The 17,385-nt window shown below is 39.3% G+C and carries 16 protein-coding genes; 10 read left to right on the forward strand and 6 right to left on the reverse strand.

The genetic code is table 11. The features are described 5' to 3' along the window. Nucleotides 1-36 precede the first annotated feature (36 nt). Complete coding sequence (locus tag A7967_RS11170) at nucleotides 37-309, reverse strand: oxidative damage protection protein (protein WP_054205430.1); 273 nt, start codon at nucleotides 307-309, stop codon at nucleotides 37-39. Between the two features lie 31 nt (nucleotides 310-340). Further along, nucleotides 341-1,408 (reverse strand): A/G-specific adenine glycosylase, encoded by a 1,068-nt coding sequence (gene mutY, locus A7967_RS11175; protein ID WP_419761256.1) that lies wholly within the window; start codon nucleotides 1,406-1,408, stop codon nucleotides 341-343. A 167-nt stretch (nucleotides 1,409-1,575) separates the two neighbouring features. On the opposite strand from mutY, the gene trmB reads away from it, so the two are divergent. From trmB to arcA, 5 genes are all read left to right on the forward strand, one after another. Next, on the forward strand, nucleotides 1,576-2,301 hold the full coding sequence (gene trmB / locus A7967_RS11180; RefSeq protein WP_054205428.1) for a tRNA (guanosine(46)-N7)-methyltransferase TrmB: 726 nt from the start codon (nucleotides 1,576-1,578) through the stop codon (nucleotides 2,299-2,301). A 28-nt stretch (nucleotides 2,302-2,329) separates the two neighbouring features. Further along, a complete protein-coding gene (gene rsmC / locus A7967_RS11185; protein ID WP_054205427.1) occupies nucleotides 2,330-3,355 on the forward strand; it encodes a 16S rRNA (guanine(1207)-N(2))-methyltransferase RsmC in 1,026 nt (341 codons plus the stop codon). Nucleotides 3,356-3,519: 164 nt separating this feature from the next. After that, the gene (locus A7967_RS11190) at nucleotides 3,520-5,145 is read left to right on the forward strand and encodes an ATP-binding protein (RefSeq protein ID WP_054205426.1); all 1,626 of its coding nucleotides are present in this window, start codon (nucleotides 3,520-3,522) and stop codon (nucleotides 5,143-5,145) included. Continuing rightward, entirely contained in the window at nucleotides 5,142-5,666 is a 525-nt protein-coding gene (locus tag A7967_RS11195) for a YfiR family protein (RefSeq protein ID WP_054205425.1), read from the forward strand. The genes A7967_RS11190 and A7967_RS11195 overlap by 4 nt, the downstream gene beginning before the upstream one ends. Nucleotides 5,667-5,773: 107 nt before the next feature. Next, nucleotides 5,774-6,490, forward strand: coding sequence for a two-component system response regulator ArcA (gene arcA / locus A7967_RS11200; RefSeq protein WP_054205424.1), 717 nt, complete (start codon nucleotides 5,774-5,776; stop codon nucleotides 6,488-6,490). A gap of 26 nt (nucleotides 6,491-6,516) precedes the next feature. Here the strand turns inward: arcA and arcB are convergent, their stop codons facing one another. Continuing rightward, complete coding sequence (gene arcB / locus A7967_RS11205; protein ID WP_054205423.1) at nucleotides 6,517-8,841, reverse strand: aerobic respiration two-component sensor histidine kinase ArcB; 2,325 nt, start codon at nucleotides 8,839-8,841, stop codon at nucleotides 6,517-6,519. 206 nt (nucleotides 8,842-9,047) lie between these two features. Here arcB and folE2 point away from each other — a divergent pair, with 206 nt between their 5' ends. The 4 genes from folE2 to A7967_RS11225 all read left to right on the forward strand — a co-directional run bounded on the left by folE2 (nucleotide 9,048) and on the right by A7967_RS11225 (nucleotide 12,432). Further along, the gene (gene folE2 / locus A7967_RS11210; protein WP_054205422.1) at nucleotides 9,048-9,968 is read left to right on the forward strand and encodes a GTP cyclohydrolase FolE2; all 921 of its coding nucleotides are present in this window, start codon (nucleotides 9,048-9,050) and stop codon (nucleotides 9,966-9,968) included. 103 nt (nucleotides 9,969-10,071) lie between these two features. Continuing rightward, nucleotides 10,072-10,665, forward strand: coding sequence for a DUF2726 domain-containing protein (locus tag A7967_RS11215; RefSeq protein ID WP_054205421.1), 594 nt, complete (start codon nucleotides 10,072-10,074; stop codon nucleotides 10,663-10,665). 110 nt (nucleotides 10,666-10,775) lie between these two features. Then, on the forward strand, nucleotides 10,776-11,483 hold the full coding sequence (mtnN, locus tag A7967_RS11220) for a 5'-methylthioadenosine/S-adenosylhomocysteine nucleosidase (RefSeq protein ID WP_054205420.1): 708 nt from the start codon (nucleotides 10,776-10,778) through the stop codon (nucleotides 11,481-11,483). Between the two features lies 1 nt (nucleotide 11,484). Next, entirely contained in the window at nucleotides 11,485-12,432 is a 948-nt protein-coding gene (locus A7967_RS11225) for a cobalamin biosynthesis protein CobD/CbiB (RefSeq protein ID WP_054205419.1), read from the forward strand. Between the two features lie 49 nt (nucleotides 12,433-12,481). On the opposite strand, the gene tyrS is transcribed toward A7967_RS11225, so the two are convergent. After that, nucleotides 12,482-13,681 carry a tyrosine--tRNA ligase gene (gene tyrS, locus A7967_RS11230; RefSeq protein WP_054205418.1) on the reverse strand — a complete coding sequence of 400 codons (1,200 nt, stop codon included), beginning with the start codon at nucleotides 13,679-13,681 and terminating at the stop codon, nucleotides 12,482-12,484. A 150-nt stretch (nucleotides 13,682-13,831) separates the two neighbouring features. Here tyrS and A7967_RS11235 point away from each other — a divergent pair, with 150 nt between their 5' ends. Next, nucleotides 13,832-15,145 carry a peptidoglycan DD-metalloendopeptidase family protein gene (locus tag A7967_RS11235; RefSeq protein WP_054205417.1) on the forward strand — a complete coding sequence of 438 codons (1,314 nt, stop codon included), beginning with the start codon at nucleotides 13,832-13,834 and terminating at the stop codon, nucleotides 15,143-15,145. A gap of 515 nt (nucleotides 15,146-15,660) precedes the next feature. Here the strand turns inward: A7967_RS11235 and A7967_RS23115 are convergent. After that, a complete protein-coding gene (locus A7967_RS23115; protein ID WP_167349700.1) occupies nucleotides 15,661-15,837 on the reverse strand; it encodes a hypothetical protein in 177 nt (58 codons plus the stop codon). Nucleotides 15,838-16,254: 417 nt separating this feature from the next. Continuing rightward, the gene (locus A7967_RS11240) at nucleotides 16,255-17,385 is read right to left on the reverse strand and encodes a sodium ion-translocating decarboxylase subunit beta (RefSeq protein ID WP_054205416.1); all 1,131 of its coding nucleotides are present in this window, start codon (nucleotides 17,383-17,385) and stop codon (nucleotides 16,255-16,257) included.

Consider the following 17,385-nt stretch of genomic DNA (forward strand, 5'->3'; position numbering starts at 1 on the left):
AAGGGCTAAATTAGCCCTTTTTATTTGCTTTGAAAACTATTTTTCTGGTGGACGGTAACCTTCAATTTCCACATCTTTATCTTCAAATAAAAAACCAACCATTTGCTCTTCTAAAAAAGTACGATGCTCAGGATCCATCATATTTAAATGTTTTTCGTTAATCAGCATTGTTTGCTTATGTTGCCATTGTGCAAATGCTTCTTTTGAAATGTTATTAAAAATCTTTTCACCAAGCTCACCTGGGTAAAGCTGAAAACCAAGCCCTTCGGCTTCTTTTTGTAATTTTTGACAAAATACAGTGCGTGCCATGATTGCTCTCTTGTGCTCTGTTAAAACGATATTAGCTAGTGTAAACCATTGCGCTGATTTGTTTAACTAGCTTTTTAGTTGGAGCCGCTAAACCGACCTCGATTGACTCATCAAGTGGGTACCATACTAATTGCCGTTCATTTACCACATCGGGTACTTTATGCAAAATAAGTACATGCGGGTTAATGGTTAATTCAAAGTGCGAAAATACATGAGTAAACGGCTCAACGGCCTCGGTTACCACATCAAGCCCTTGCTGCGCTAAAAAAGTATCTAACTGAGATTTTTGCTCGAATTCAAAAAAACTAAATAAACCGCCCCAAATTCCGGAACTAGGTCTTTTTTCCATTAAGACTTTATCATCACATTGAATAATTAATTGATGACATGCTTTCTTAGGCACTGCCTTTTTTGGTTTAGAATGCGGAAATTGTTTCACCTGCTCCGTTTTATATGCTCCACAACGCGATCGCAACGGGCAAGGCTCGCAATCAAACTTACTACGAGAGCAAAGGCTAGCGCCTAAGTCCATCATTGCTTGGTTGAACTGCGTTACTTGCTTTTCCGGGGTTAACTGCTCTGATAGTTGCCAGAGTTGATTTTCAACTTTCTTTACCCCGTACCAACCTTCAATCATAAAAAACCGAGCAAGCACACGCTTAGCATTACCATCTAAAATTGGGTGATGCTGACCAAGTGACAGCGATAAAACCGCCCCAGCGGTCGAGCGCCCTATTCCGGGCAAGGCAACAACTTCATCTAACGTTGTTGGGAACTCACCATTGTATTGATCTCGTACTATTTTTGCCGTTTTATGCAAGTTACGCGCTCGGGCGTAATAGCCCAATCCCGTCCAGTGATGCAGTACTTGATCTTCATCTGCATTTGCTAAAGCAATAATATCAGGAAAACTTTGCATAAACTTTTCAAAATAAGGAATAACAGTAACGACTTGGGTTTGTTGTAGCATCACCTCAGACACCCAGACTTTATAAGGTGTTTTATTTAATTGCCAAGGCAAGGTTTTACGCCCATAAAGATGATACCAATCGACTACTTGCTGTGAAAACCAGCTTGTTTCACTGTTGTTTAACTTCAAAATAACTACTTTTTTAAACCCGCCCCTTAATGGCGCTCAGTCTATTGCAGTGAGTTAAAATATCAAGTTATAAACATGCGCAAAAGATAAGGCCTTGTGATCAACGCCGTGGTCAGGGATAATATGCCACCATTTTAAGACATGTTGTTTTCATCAGGCCAAAATATATGAGTGATTCAAGTAACGATAACCTTGAGCAAGCGAAGCAAGAAGGTAGATATATTCGTACAATTCGCAGCTTTGTTAAACGCGAAGGTCGTTTGACTAAAGGACAAGCTGCGGCAATTGAAAAATGCTGGCCAACTATGGGGCTTGAGCATCAACAGGGTATGCTTGATTTAGCCCAAGTATTTGGCAATGACAACGATGTTGTTTTAGAAATCGGTTTTGGTATGGGTAAGTCATTGGTCGAAATGGCCAAAAGCGCACCGCACCTTAACTTTATCGGTATTGAAGTACACCGCCCAGGTGTTGGTGCATGTTTGATGGATGCTGATGAAGCAGGCATCACTAATTTACGTATTTTTGAACATGACGCTGTTGAAGTATTTGCTGATTGTATTGCACAAGGCAGCATTACCACAGTGCAATTATTCTTTCCGGATCCATGGCATAAAAAACGCCATCACAAACGCCGTATCGTACAACCAGCATTTGTTGAAAGCCTGCGCAGTAAATTAAAAATTGGCGGTGTTTTTCACATGGCAACTGACTGGGAAAACTACGCTGAGCACATGCTCGAAGTAATGCAAACTGCTGAACACTTTAAAAACCAGTCAGAAACTAACGATTACGTACCACGACCTGATTTACGTCCTTTGACGAAATTTGAGCAACGCGGTCATCGTTTAGGCCATGGCGTTTGGGATTTAATGTTCGAACGCATTAGTTAAATCAATTAATTTTAAGGCAAAGCCATTTATGAGCGCATTAACCAACCCAAGTTCACTTTTACTACGCAATAGCGCAAACCTAACGGCGGACTCTATTTTAGTGGTTAATTTTGTACAAGATGGCTTTTTGTCACAGCTACAGCAGTTAAATCCAAACAGCAAGATTACAGCCTTTAGCTACAATCATGCTAATGGTGAGTTTGCTAAAAACATCAATGATATTGATGTGTGTGTTAGCCATGAAATAGCAAGTAAACATTTTGACTTAGTTATCTATTACTACCCAAAAGCAAAACCAGAAGCCTTGATGACACTTGATAATATACGCGCTGTTATTAACCCTGATGCCGAATTATTGGTTGTTGGCGAGAATAAAAGCGGCGTAAAATCGATTGAAAAGCAATTTAGTTGCCACTGCGAGTATAGTAATAAAATTGATAGCGCTCGTCATTGTGCCTTGTATTTATTTTCAGACATAAAAACGTTAGCTGAATTTGCAATAACTCGTTATCACAAACAGTTTAGTGTTGATGTTGCGGGGATTAGTTTCAATGCAATCAGTATTCCAGGCGTATTTAATCATGGTGAGCTTGATGGTGGTACAAAAATACTGTTAGAGAATGCACCGACTATTAAATCTGGTAATGTACTCGACTTTGGTTGTGGTGCAGGCCTTATTGCTACCTTTTTAGGTCTAAAAAACCCAGCATTGAATTTTACCTGTACAGATGTAAGCGCCCTTGCCGCTTATGCAACTACGCAAACGTTGGCATTAAATGCGGTAAACGGCAAAGCTTTACTTAGTGATGGTTTAGCTAATGTGACTGGGAAGTTTGAGCTTATTATTTCAAACCCACCATTTCATACCGGTATCGCGACTGACTATACTGTAGCCGAACAATTTTTAAGTGGGGCTAAGCAACACTTAACTAAACAAGGTAAACTAACGATTGTTGCTAACTGCTTTTTGAAATACCCGCCTATTCTAGAAACTCAATTCGGCACTTATCAAACCGTGCATAAAACGAATAAATTTTCAGTTTATAGCAGTTAATTACCAGGCTTTCCCACATTCAGGTCAGGCTTCAATGAAGCTGCTAAATAATAAAAAATGGCAGCTTTTTAACAATTTTTTTATATTTTTAGTCTCTTTGCTAGGTTTTTGCTAAACTTACGGCTACTTAAACAAAAAAACAATATTCAGGCTTCATTCCGACAATGCCTAAACCGATACCACAAACAAGTATACGTAAAGCTCTGATCAGCGCAGTAATGTTTGTTACAGCTTTGTGCTTATCCCTATCGATTTCAATTTCGACTTACCTTGATGTCAAAGAGCAAAAGCTATTAATTATCAATAAACTGAATATTCTTGCTGAAATCACAGCATTTAACGCTCAAGTAACGGTATTATTTGAAGATAGGAAAACCGAAGAACAACGACTTAAGTCATTTGAAAGCATTCCATTAGTTAAAAACATCCACATTTATGCTATTGATGAGATATCTAATAAAGCCGTTTTTTTCACCAGTTTCAATGCTAAAAAAACCCCTCCAGTACCAATACGCGTTGATAACATTGAAGAGTTAAAAGAACCAAAAATAACTGAAAACTATATAGAATTAATAAAACCAATCATGTACGAAAATGAAGTTAAAGGATACGTTTATATACGTGGTGGTTTAGAGCGTCTTAATGCCTACATAAATAAAAAGATCATTGTTGATCTCATTCTGACCTTATTCGTTTTAGTGCTGGTTTACTTTGTCGCCAAGCGGATACAAAAACGAATTGTTGATCCAATCGATCAAGTAACCCTTTTACTACAAGATGTGTCAAAAAATCATAACTATAGTGCTCGTGCACCAAAGACTAACATTACCGAGATAAATATTTTATCGAGTAGTTTGAATATTATGCTGACCCGTACACAAAACCAAATTGAAAGGCACAAGAACGATAAACAAGAAATAAAGCAGCTAAACCAAAGCTTAGAAGAAAAAGTTAATCAACGTACCATTGCACTGCGTGAAGCAAATCAAGAGCTATTAGATACCCTTGAGAGAATGCATCAATATCAAAATCAAATTGTCGAAAGCGAGAAAATGGCGTCTCTTGGTCAAATGGTTGCAGGGGTTGCTCACGAAGTAAATACACCAATTGGTTTAGGGATCACGGGTTCAACTTTGTTACGCGATAAATTAGCTGAGATCAGTGCCGGATTTGATCAGAAAAAACTTACGTCAAATCAACTCAAGCGTTTTATTGACGATGGTTTAGAAAACCTAGATTTAATTTATAGAAACCTCAATAGAGCTGCGGAGCTTATTTCAAGCTTTAAAAAAGTTGCCGTTAGTCAAGATGGGGAATTAAATGCTTTAGTTAATATCAGTGAGTTAATTTCTGATGTATTACTCTCTATGCGTACTGACTTAAAGTCAAAAGACCCTAAAATAACAACTCATTGCCCATCCACCTTAGTAATGGAAACTAAAGCTGGGCCATTGCAGCAAGTGATACAGCAGCTATTGAGCAATTCATTAATTCATGGCTTTAAAGATAGCATCGATAATGAAATTGAGCTCACTGTCGAGCGCAACGAAAGTAGTTTAATCATTCATTATACCGATAATGGTATTGGCGTAGATAAATCAATTAAGAAACGTATTTTTGACCCATTTGTGACCACTAAACGCGGAGAAGGTGGCAGCGGTCTAGGTATGCATTTAGTTTACAACTTAGTAACGCAAGCCTTAGGTGGGAGTGTTTATTTTGATGAACAAAACCAAGATGGCACCCGTTTCATCATCACCTTGCCATTAAAAGAGGCAACTAAAAGATGATTGCTCGGGTTGTTTTGTTAACTATTTTGGCGTTTACTCCCTTTTTATTGCAAGCAAAATCACCAGAGCAAGTAAAGTCTGCTTTCCTATATCAGCTAACAAAGTTTATAGAATTCCCTCGAAACGATGAAAATAGACAAATAACTTTTTGTTTTTATGATATTGAGCAAGGCATAGGCGCGATATTAAAGGGTAATTCGACACTGAAAATTAAAGATGTCCCCATTGCCGTCGTCTTAATTAATAAAAACCAACATATTTCTGAACTTTCTCGCTTTTGCGATATCACATACATTGATGAAACATTAGAAGATGATATAATCCCTCTTTGGATCGATGCTACTTCCTTAGACACCTTAACAGTTGGTGAAAGCATCAATTTTTTAGATAAAGGTGGTGTTGCCTCCTTGGTCCAAGAAGGGAATAAAATCCGACTGTATATCAATAAGCAACAGCTATTGCGTAGTAATTTTAAAGTGCAATCTCGAATATTAGCTGTTTCTAAATTTCATCCAAATTGATTTTACTTGTTAACAAATGGATATACTCCTATAATCTCTGTATTCGGTTTTATAATACAATACCGAATTAATTGTAAATAAAATATTCCGAAAAAGGTTAATTAATAATGCAAACGCCAGTCATTCTGATTGTAGAGGATGAAGACGTAACTCGACTAAACCTCGTTAGTTTATTTGAAGCTGAAGGTTACAAAGTTATTGAAGCCATTGATGGCGATGACATGCATGACAAGCTTACAAATAATGATGATGTTAATCTTGTAGTTATGGACATCAACCTGCCAGGCAAAAACGGGCTGATTTTAGCACGTGAATTACGTCAAAAGCGTAACGTAGGTCTTATTTTCCTAACCGGTCGTGATAATGATGTTGACCGTATTTTAGGCCTTGAAATTGGTGCAGACGACTATATAACTAAGCCGTTTAATCCTCGTGAGTTAACTATTCGTGCTCGTAATTTGATTTCTCGTACTGCACTTGGTGGTGAAGAATCAAACCTTGAAACAAATGGTGTAATCACGTTCAATGGTTGGGAACTTGATGAGAACAGCCGTTGTTTAACATCCCCTGATGGTGATGCTAAACGTTTACCTAAAGGTGAATACAGAGCACTACGCTTAATGCTAGATTCTCCAGGTCGTATATTTAGCCGTGAACAGCTAATAAAACATATGACTGGTCGTGAATTACGTGCAAATGACCGTACTGTTGATGTGACAATTCGTCGCATTAGAAAACACTTTGAAAGCGACAACAGCACATCTGAACTAATCAGCACCATTCATGGTGAAGGTTATCGCTTCATTGGTAAGATTGATAGTTAATATCAATCTTACCAAAACCCACAGCATTAACGTTCCAATTGCTGTAAGAATGAATGAAGGGCAATTTGTCCTTCATTTATTTTATCTGCTAAAACAGTTAGCCAGTTATGTAAAACGTCTTCATCTTCCTCTATAGCGCCATGTTCCATTACTTTCGCATGTAACTGTACGTCATTTAAACCAACTGAGCCTGCGGCCCCTTTAAGCTTATGCGCAACAGACTTATACTCTTCACGATCACCATTAGCTAAAAAGGTCGCAAGTTCTTGTTGATATTGCGGGTTAAGCTTTTCAAATAAACTGCTACTACGCTTAAAAACTACTATGCCCATAGAGTTAACAAAGTCTTCTATTGTTTCAACATCGAGTAAATCAGTATTGATATGTGCTCCTGCCTCTTTACTTACTGTTAAGCGGGTTTCGTCGCACTGCTGGATTTGCTTTATATCAAACAATTCAGCCAACATTTTATCAAGCTTGGTGGTATTAATCGGCTTAGCTAAAGCACCTTGAATTGAAATACCTTCAAGTTCTTCTTCAGCACTACGTACATTGGCCGTAAGAACAACAATCGGTAACTTATCAAAATAGTCATCTTCACGGATCTGTCTTGCAACCTCATCACCGTTAATGTCTGGTAGTTGCATATCAAGCAGTACTAAATCTAAATCATCTTCTGTCGCTACAAATGATAAAGCATCTTCCCCAGTTTCAGCCCAAATAACCTCATGACCACGTTGTTCAAGCAAATTGGTCGCAATTTCGGCATTCAATGGGACATCTTCAACGAGTAAGATATTCAAACTGCGACCCGCATAACTTTGTTCTGTGGGCGCGATGCACAATGACAGCGGTATCTCAACTACAAAGCAACTTCCCTCATCTTCAGTACTGCTAACATGGATCTCGCCTTGCATTGCACTGACTAAAGCTTTTGTTACCGCTAAGCCAATCCCTGAACCAATAGCATTAGTCCCTTTTAAATCCGGTGCTTTATAGTACATATCAAAAATTCGATGCAACTGCTCTTGTGGTATTCCCTGCCCTGTATCTGTAATACTCATAACCAACCATGGGCCGCATGCTCTATTTTCTCTACGACATTCAAGCTGTACTTGACCTTGTTTAGTAAACTTAACGGCGTTATTTATAAGGTTCCATACCACTTGACGTAAACGTGTGGGGTCAAGCTTTGCATATACATCCAACATACCTTTTCGTTGAATTTCAAACTCCAAACCTTTTTGTTCAGCTATTAATCCTGCAAAATTTACCACATCATTAATAAAGTCAGATACATTAATTGAGTCGGTAACAATATCAAGTTGTTCACGGTCAATTTTATCTAGATCAATAATGTCATTAAAAATATTGCCGAGTGTTTCTGCACTAGAAAATACCGTGTTACACCAGCTGCGCTGCTGTTTATCAAGCTCAGTATCAAGCAGCATTCGTGTTAAACCAACAATACCATTGAGTGGGGTTCGCAATTCATGGCTCAAAGTGGCAATAAATTTCCCTTTGTCTTTATAGGCAGTTTCAAGTGCTTGCGCTGCCTCTTTACGGCTAGTGATATCACGTCCAAATGCCAATAGCCCAATATATTCACCATCATCATTGATAAACGGTAATTTGCGCATTTCAAACCAACGCTTTTCACTCCCTACCGGATATTCCACATCAAGCGTTAAGGCGGTATGAGTTTCTTCGACTTTATTATCGGTGATTAATACTTCAGGTAAAAAATGGGTTGGGTAAATTTCTTCTGCGGTTTTGCCAATTAGTTCAAGACTTGATTTACCCATTACTTGTTCAAACATTTTATTACACCCAGCAAAAACGCCATTATTATCTCGGTAATAAAACAAGTCAGGAGAGGAGTCGACAATAGATCGTAATAACATACCTTGTTGCGCGAGCTCTTGTTGTGTCTTTTTACGCTCTGCAATTTCGTGTCTGAGCTCTTCGATTGCACGATGCTTGGCATGAAAAGCCATTTTCCGCTCATCTATCTCAATATTCAAGCGACTAATATTGTCTTTTAGTGTTTGATTTAAAAGCTTTTCTTGTTTAGTTGCCGTATCTAAATAAGCATAGGATGCATCTAGCTGACGTATAGAGTTAATCAGCACGCTTATAATAATAGGAGAAACCACCGCAGTAAAAAAAACCACGGCAAATATATCGACTAACATTACCTCGCCAACAGCGACATAATAAAACATGCAAGATAAAATCAACGACACCACTATTAATAACGCATAGCAAATTGCTGCGGTTTTAAGTTCACCGAATCGGGTAATGGAACTGGAAAGTATTCGAGCCCAGGGACTCAAAGAAGAATCGATCATATATAAATCTGTCTCTTGGCTATGCGTTTAAACTTGGCAAACTTCGTAGCTATCAAAAATAACTAACCTCTACGCATATTTTAGCATTTTTACATTAGCAATTTTCATGTTCCGCGACGAAAACAGAAAATTTTCATCTACCACGTATTTTTAAATTATTTCGTGTAAAATACTGCGCTTTACAATTGCCAACAACGAGACTTGCAATGCAAACCAACATGCCCGATATAGCAGATACGGCTCCCGCCTTACAAACTGGTAAATTAGACTGGGTTGGTATGGCCGATATTGAACTGCCGTTTATTTTTGAATCTCGGGGTCTTGCGCCTGTAAACGTTAATGCAAAAGCTCGCGCCTTTGTTAATCTTCACAAAGAAGATGCAAAAGGCATTCATATGTCGCGATTGTTTTTAGCATTAGATACCTTATCTACCGAACAACATGTTAACCCTAGTACCCTATCACAAGCTTTGGATACTTTTATTTCAAGCCATGAAGGGCTGAGTGATCAAGCAAAAATTGAATTTAAATTTGAGCTTCCACTGCGCAGAAAGTCACTTTTAAGCGGTAAAGCTGGCTGGAAAAGCTACCCTATCACTCTAGAGGCAAAAATTGACCGCGGGCAACTTAGCTTTGAACTAAGCCTTGATGTAACTTATTCGTCAACATGTCCATGCTCAGCGGCACTAGCGCGCCAACTTATTCAAAATGCCTTTGTGGAAAAATTTAACCAACAACCACTTAATCACGAAGAAGTAATTAATTGGCTTGGTAGTACAGATGGCATAATCGCAACGCCGCACTCACAACGCTCTATTGCTAACGTCAAAATTAAGTTAGATCGTAATATTACTGAATTTGATATTTTAAGCCTGGTAGATACACTCGAAAATGAGCTTAAAACCCCTGTTCAGGCTGCGGTTAAACGTGAAGATGAGCAAGAGTTTGCTCGCTTAAACGGTCAAAACCTGATGTTTTGCGAAGATGCGGCACGGAAAATAAAAGCCGTACTAGAAAGTGAACAATACGCTGATTACTGGTTACAAATAAATCATTACGAGTCACTGCATGCCCATGATGCTGTTGCAATTGCAGTTAAAGGCGTTGCCAATGGTTATCAACCTTAATATAAACCATACCCGTTTAATATAAATACGTAACACCACAACACTTAGGCACACAAATTGCTTTGTAATTTACAGTGTCAATTTGTTGTTGTGGAGTTACCGTATGGAATTCGCTTTATTATCAATTTTAGTTTTAGTCGTAGGGGCATCTGTTGTTGCGTCAAAGTTTACCGATGATGGCGGAAACCCTTACCCTTTCACCCGTAAAGAGAGTGTATTTACGCAAGTTGAAAGTGCCTTTTTAAATCTTTTAGAACGTGCTGTTGGCGATCAATACAAGATTGTTAGCCGCGTTAAATTAATTGATATCATTGATTGCAAACATGGCTTATCGCCTAAAGCAAAACGTGCAGCTATTGCTAAAGCAAAGAACAAACAACTGGATTACGTATTAATCGATAAAGAAAAAATGACTATCGTTGCCGCTGTTGATTTAGTTAACAATGCAAATAAAGATGGCCACAAAGCGCAGCGCGATTGGTTTGTAAATGGTGCATTAGAGGCCGCTGGTATCCCGCATATTCGTATGAAAGTAAAATCGGGTTATCGCCCAAGCGAAGTACGAGACGCCATTATGTTTAAATTAGGCAAACCTGCTGCACCGAGTATTCGCCCAAGCCGAAATAGAGTGACCAAACCAGCAGTGTTATCTCCTTCGCAAGCAAAAGCCCATTCGACTGCACTAGCTGAAATATAGCAGCATCTGTAAAAACAAAATGCGAGTTTAGGCTCGCATTTTTTGTTTGTTTTACCCTACTCCCATTTTTGCAGTATAATCTAGCCATCTAATTCGAGGAATTTTAAATTATGAATGTTGGTATTATTGGCGCAATGGAGCCAGAAGTTAAAATTTTGCGTGAAGCGATGCAAAATCCACAAATTCTAACTAAAGCAGGTTTTACTTTTTATACTGGTGAGCTAGCAGGTAACACTGTTACTCTAGTCCAATCAGGTATAGGTAAAGTAGCGTCAAGTATTGCAACAACACTGTTAATTGATAACTTTAAACCTGATTGCGTGATCAATACGGGTTCTGCCGGTGGTTTTGATCCGTCATTAAGCGTGGGTGATGTTGTTATTTCTTCTGAAGTTCGTCATCACGATGTTGATGTAACCGCATTTGGTTACGAAATTGGCCAAGTGCCACAAATGCCAGCGGGTTTTGCCGCGCATCCTAAGCTAATTGACGCTGCGCAACAAAGTATTGAAAGCATTAGTGACGTTAAAACGTTGATTGGCTTAATTTGCACAGGCGATTCATTTATGTGTGACCCTGTACGTATTGATAAAGCCCGCGCTGACTTTCCTACAATGCTTGCCGTAGAAATGGAAGGCGCAGCTATTGCACAGGCCTGCTTTACACTTGAAACACCATTTGTTGTGATCCGCTCAATGTCTGACATTGCAGGCAAAGAGTCACCACAATCATTTGAAGAATATCTAGAAACCGCTTCAATTAACTCATCAAAAATGGTGCTCGCGTTACTAGAGAAGTTAACTGCGGTAACTCTATAACGTGTTACCCAATTTAGTTCAGCAACATTTGGACTTTATTGTATTTATATTAGCGCTCCTGAGTGAGCGCTTTTTACCTCTGGTCAGTTGGTATCACCCCAATACATTTTTAACGGCCGTTTTTACTGCGCTTGGTAAACGTGTTTATCGTGAACGTGAACCAAAAAGCTACCTATATTTATCATCTTCCCTGTGTTTTATATTAACGCTTTTAGTGATCATGACATTGGTCGTTCTACTCATTGAATTTGCTTATTATCCTGAACTACTAGCCGGTTTAATACTTTACTTAAGTTTAGAATGGCGAAGTATAGAAACTAAAGCATTGCGTATCGCACGTTTAGTTAAGCAAAACCAAAAAGCAACTGCCCGAGAGTTATTAAAACCACTACTTGCCCGCCAAGTAAATGCGTTATCAAGCACTGGTATTTGTAAAGCTGCCATGGAGATGTTGATATTAAGAGTCGCGCGTCATTATTTTAGCGTTATCTTTATTTACCTGCTATTTGGACCAATGGCTGCATTGTCATATCGTTTACTCACTTTGATGCACCAAGCTTGGCGTAAAAACACTTTGCCAAACAGCCCTTTTTTAAAGCCACTCGCTTGGCTTTTGTATATTATTGAGTGGCTGCCCACCCGATTATTGGCTTTGACAATTGCAGCCAGTAAAGCCAGCAAGCTGAGCATTCATTATATAAAACATTATGGTAGACACTTCTATCAAACTAATAGTGGTTGGTTATTAAGCTGTTGTTCTGCATCGGTCGGCGTGCAATTAGGCGGGCCTGCGATTTATCAAGGCACTCGTTTTGATAAAATGCGCATAGGCACCGAGCGCTTACCTCAAGCAGCCGATATTCCGATACTTTTGAGCCAGCTCAATCAAGCTCGAGTTTTTTGGTTATTGCTTATTTTTGGCATTGAGATAATTAAAACAATTATATAAAAAAACCAGCCGAAGCTGGTTTTAAAACTGAATTCTCATTCTTTACCTGTTAAGCACAGGTAATATTTGCAAACTTACGTTTACCTACTTGATAAATAGCCGTACTGCCTTTTTTAATTTCAAGCTTAGTATCAGTGACTTTTTCTTCGCCATTGATTTTAACCGCGCCTTGTTTAATCATACGCATCGCTTCAGAAGTACTCGCAACTAGCCCAGCTTCTTTAAGTAAGTTAGTAATAAATACTGTATCTTCGTCAATTGTTACTGTCATATCTGGGATATCGTCTGGTAACGCATTTTTCTGAAAACGTTTAATGAAGTCATCATGAGCGCCTGTAGCCGCTTCCTCGCTATGAAAACGCGCAATCATTTCTTTTGCTAAATCAATTTTAATATCGCGCGGGTTAGTACCTTGTGCAACTTTATCTTTAAGGTCAGCAATTTCATCAATTGACAAGCTACTTAGCAAATCATAATAACGCCACATTAATTCATCGCTAATTGACATGATTTTGCCAAACATGTCGTTAGGCGCATCAGTGATACCAATATAATTGCCTAATGACTTAGACATTTTTTGCACACCGTCAGTGCCTTCTAACAACGGCATCATCAATACAGTTTGTGGTTTTTGGCCTTCGTCTTTTTGTAATTCACGACCCATTAGCAAGTTAAAACGTTGATCGGTACCGCCAAGCTCAACATCAGCTTCAAGAGCCACAGAATCCCAACCTTGCACCAACGGATACAAAAACTCATGAATCGCTATTGATTGACCGCCAGCATAACGCTTTTTAAAGTCATCACGCTCAAGCATACGAGCAACCGTTTGACGAGCAGCTAATTTTATCATGCCTGCAGCGCCTAAATTTTCCATCCAGCTAGAGTTAAAAGCAACGGTGGTTTTAGCTGGATCAAGAATTTTAAATACTTGCTCTTTATATGTTTCAGCATTTGCTAATACATCTTCACGGGTAAGTGGTTTACGGGTAATATTTTTCCCCGTTGGATCACCAATCATACCGGTAAAGTCACCAATTAAGAAAATCACTTCGTGACCTAAGTCTTGGAATGTTTTCATTTTATTAATTAACACGGTATGACCTAAGTGTAAATCAGGGGCTGTTGGATCAAAACCCGCCTTGATCTTAAGCTTTTTACCCGATTTTAGCTTTTCAACTAATTCGTCTTCAATTAATATTTCTTCTGCACCGCGTTTTATCTCTGCAAGAGCGGTTTGTAAATCCACTGTGTATTACTCCAAAAAATTCAGTCTATGCGTTGATTCTAGCGTAAATCTGCCCCAGTTTAAATCTACAAAACACTGGTATTAACGCTTTATTAAGTATATCCTGCAATATTAGTGATTAATTATCTTGACAGCAGAAAAAGGCACCTTATGGTTCACGTTGTGCACAAAATCCCAAAAAAACACAAGTTGCTTATTTTAGGTTTAGTTTCTGCTATTGCTGCCCTAACACTTATTCCTTCAGAGAAAGCCACCGCTTCTAAAGACAATAACGCAGATGCACTTGAAATCGGAAAGCGTTATGAGTTACAAGTTAAAGTTGATGACATTGAGCAATTAACTGAATTAAATTCGCAAGAAGACGCAGCAAAGCTACCCGAATATGACCTAATCGATTTTAAAGTAAAGAACGGTGACAATTTAGCACTGATTTTTAAACGCGCAGGTTTTAACGCACAAACCGTTCATAAACTTCTGAACACCAATGCTGAAACACGTAAGCTAACTAAAATTCATCCTGGCGAAATACTCAGTTTCGCCACAGCTGAAGATGGCTCGTTAGCGCAGTTACGTTACGTAATTTCAAAAACAGACACTCTATTCGTTACCTTAAATGACGAGGGTAACTACGATACATCTATTGATAGTAAAGAAATAGAGACTTTAACCGCTTCAACGGGCGGTGAAATCACCAATAGCTTTTGGACTTCAGGTATTGCTGCAGGCTTAAGCGAACGCCAAATTATGAACTTTGCTGATATTTTTGGTTGGGACGTGGATTTTGCCAATGATATCCGTAAAGGCGATCAGTTCGGCTTAATTTACGAATCTCATTATGTTGATGGTGAATTTATTGGTACGGGTAAAATTATTGCCGCTGAGTTTATTAACCAAGGCCAACGTTATGCGGCTATTCGCCACAGCGATGATACTTTTTATACGCCTGAAGGGCGTAGTATGAAAAAAGCCTTTTTGCGAGCACCGGTTAACTTTAAATACATAAGCTCAAGCTTTAACCCACGCCGTTTGCACCCAGTCACTAAAACTGTAAAACCACATAATGGTATTGATTATGCAGCACGTACTGGCACGCCAGTTGTATCATCTGGTAATGGTAAGGTAATTAAGTCAGGTTACAGTAAGTATAATGGTAACTATGTATTTATTAGCCACGGCACACAGTACGTAACTAAGTACTTACACTTAAATAAACGTGCTGTTAAAACTGGTCAAAAAGTTAAACAGGGCCAAAAAATTGGTACTGTAGGCGCAACTGGCCGCGTAACAGGCGCTCACTTACACTATGAGTTTTTAGTTAACGGCGTTCACCGTAACCCTAAAACAGTTAAGCTACCAAAATCTGAACCACTGCCGCGCGCGGAACTTGCTAAGTTCAAGCCAATCGCAGATAACTTTTTAGCGCAGTTAGAGCGCAACAGAGAGCTACAAGTAGCGCTTAAGTAAGCTGTAAGCTGTAAGCTGTAAGCTGTAAGCTGTAAGCTGTAAGCAATTCTAAAAACCGTTGTTATGTAAGTAGCAACGGTTTTTTTGTTGAACTGTTTGATGTGATGCGATCCCTAATCCCCCTGCACACCTCTCATCATGCGCTTTTTATTAATAGGAAACGCAATTGGCGTTCACCTTCCGTGATGAATATGTATCCAAATTCCCATCAGTGACGTTAAACCTTGTGAGGTTAAATCGTTATTGTCTAAAAAGCTGAAAGCTTGACTTCCCACATAATGGTTCATGAATAGCTCATTATCGCTTTTAGACATCCGATAATGTAGTGCCTTGATGCAGACTGACAGGATATTGTTCGTTGGGTTTCGCGGTGTTCAACCACAATCTATGTAGCCAATTTTAACGCCGAGCAGCTTAAAACTTACAACTTACCGCTCCTAGCAGCCCTGAACCTGACGGCTGACGGCTGACGGCTGACGGCTGACGGCTGACGGCTGACGGCTGACGGCTACGCTCTACCTCACCAACATATAAATCAATTGCACTAACAATGAAATCATCACCAGTGGCCAAATATATTTTGCATATTTAGTGGCGCCATCGAGGCCCATTTTCGACTGATACTTTTCAAGTAATGGCACTAGAATCATGAGTGCGACAAACAGTGAAATTAAAATCACGAAGATATTCATAGCATTCCTTATTTATTCAATATCTATCGAGTATACCTAGGGTCTGTTTATCTTTCGAGGTTAAATTTGCAGCTGCGCGTTTGGTTTTTAGACAAGGCAGAGCCTATGTAGTGTGGTTATTCCCCATAAATAGGCGATAACGCTGCATAAATGCCAAACATGCGCTGCCCGAAGGGTTCTGCCTAGGGGCGATTAACTCTTTGTTGCCTACACGGATGTAGGTAAAGGGCGTGAGCAGGACGCGGAAGCTTTGCTCGATTTTTACTTAGCCCACTAGGTTACAAATCTCGCGCCGCGATTAAATCGCCCCTAGTTTGAACAAATTTTAACCCTAAAAGGTCAACAGACCCTAAGGGCAAAAAAAAGCGCAGTCTACACTGCGCCAGTCGGTTGGAAGTAAATCTTATTTAGTTATTGTTAGCCTACCAATGCTAACAAAATACCGGCAGCGACTGCACTGCCCAATACACCCGCTACATTGGGGCCCATAGCATGCATTAACAAGAAGTTATGTGGGTTATTTTCAAGGCCAACCTTATTTACAACCCGCGCAGCCATAGGGACTGCTGATACTCCTGCGGCGCCTATAAGTGGATTAATTGGCGATTTAGAAAACTTGTTCATTCCTTTTGCCATAAATACACCCGATGCAGTACCGATAGAGAATGCTAAGGCACCTAAAACTAAAATACCTATTGTTTCTATGGTTAAAAATTTATCGGCCGCTAACTTAGAGCCAACAGCTAAACCGAGGAAAATCGTTGTAATATTAATAATCTCGTTTTGAGCACTGTTACTTAAACGATCTACCACACCTGATTCACGCATTAAGTTACCTAAGCAGAACATACCAACTAATGGTGTTGCCGCTGGTAAAAATAAGATGGTTAAGCTTAATACCATTAGAGGGAAAATAATTTTTTCCTTTTTCGATACTGTACGAAGCTGTGGCATCTTAATTTGACGCTCTTCTGGTGTTGTTAGTGCGCGCATGATTGGTGGCTGAATAATTGGCACCAACGCCATATATGAATAAGCCGCGACCGCGATTGCACCAAGTAAATCAGGAGCAAGCTTTGAGGCTAAGAAAATTGCCGTAGGGCCATCTGCGCCACCTATAATTGCGATTGCCGATGCATCCTGCAAAGTAAATTCGAATCCTGGTACATAGTTTAATAAGATAGCACCGAATAATGTCGCGAAAATACCAAACTGAGCCGCCGCACCAAGCAATAACATACGTGGGTTAGCAATCAAGGCGCTAAAGTCCGTGAGCGCACCAACGCCCATGAATATTAATAACGGAAATACACCTGTATCAATACCAATGTGATAAACGTAATATAATAATCCGCCGGGGTCTGATAAACCCGCTAAAGGAATATTTGTTAATATTGCGCCAAAGCCAATAGGTAATAATAGTAATGGTTCAAAATTACGTGCAATTGCGAGATACAATAACAAGCACCCCACCGCAATCATAATCAATGCCGGAAATGTAAAGTTCGCAATACCTGTGGCATGCCAGAGATTCAATAATGCTTCCAT

The organism is Pseudoalteromonas neustonica, from assembly GCF_001653135.1.
GTDB classification, from domain to species: Bacteria; Pseudomonadota; Gammaproteobacteria; order Enterobacterales; family Alteromonadaceae; genus Pseudoalteromonas; species Pseudoalteromonas neustonica.

What these genes read in the sequence shown, in the direction of transcription:
- A7967_RS11170 (WP_054205430.1), bottom strand. Translation starts at nt 309, where the DNA reads ATGGCACGCACTGTATTTTGTCAAAAATTACAAAAAGAAGCCGAAGGG.
- trmB (WP_054205428.1), top strand. Translation starts at nt 1,576, where the DNA reads ATGAGTGATTCAAGTAACGATAACCTTGAGCAAGCGAAGCAAGAAGGT.
- rsmC (WP_054205427.1), top strand. Translation starts at nt 2,330, where the DNA reads ATGAGCGCATTAACCAACCCAAGTTCACTTTTACTACGCAATAGCGCA.
- A7967_RS11190 (WP_054205426.1), top strand. Translation starts at nt 3,520, where the DNA reads ATGCCTAAACCGATACCACAAACAAGTATACGTAAAGCTCTGATCAGC.
- A7967_RS11195 (WP_054205425.1), top strand. Translation starts at nt 5,142, where the DNA reads ATGATTGCTCGGGTTGTTTTGTTAACTATTTTGGCGTTTACTCCCTTT.
- arcA (WP_054205424.1), top strand. Translation starts at nt 5,774, where the DNA reads ATGCAAACGCCAGTCATTCTGATTGTAGAGGATGAAGACGTAACTCGA.
- arcB (WP_054205423.1), bottom strand. Translation starts at nt 8,841, where the DNA reads ATGATCGATTCTTCTTTGAGTCCCTGGGCTCGAATACTTTCCAGTTCC.
- folE2 (WP_054205422.1), top strand. Translation starts at nt 9,048, where the DNA reads ATGCAAACCAACATGCCCGATATAGCAGATACGGCTCCCGCCTTACAA.
- A7967_RS11215 (WP_054205421.1), top strand. Translation starts at nt 10,072, where the DNA reads ATGGAATTCGCTTTATTATCAATTTTAGTTTTAGTCGTAGGGGCATCT.
- mtnN (WP_054205420.1), top strand. Translation starts at nt 10,776, where the DNA reads ATGAATGTTGGTATTATTGGCGCAATGGAGCCAGAAGTTAAAATTTTG.
- A7967_RS11235 (WP_054205417.1), top strand. Translation starts at nt 13,832, where the DNA reads ATGGTTCACGTTGTGCACAAAATCCCAAAAAAACACAAGTTGCTTATT.
- A7967_RS23115 (WP_167349700.1), bottom strand. Translation starts at nt 15,837, where the DNA reads ATGAATATCTTCGTGATTTTAATTTCACTGTTTGTCGCACTCATGATT.
- A7967_RS11240 (WP_054205416.1), bottom strand. Translation starts at nt 17,385, where the DNA reads ATGGAAGCATTATTGAATCTCTGGCATGCCACAGGTATTGCGAACTTT.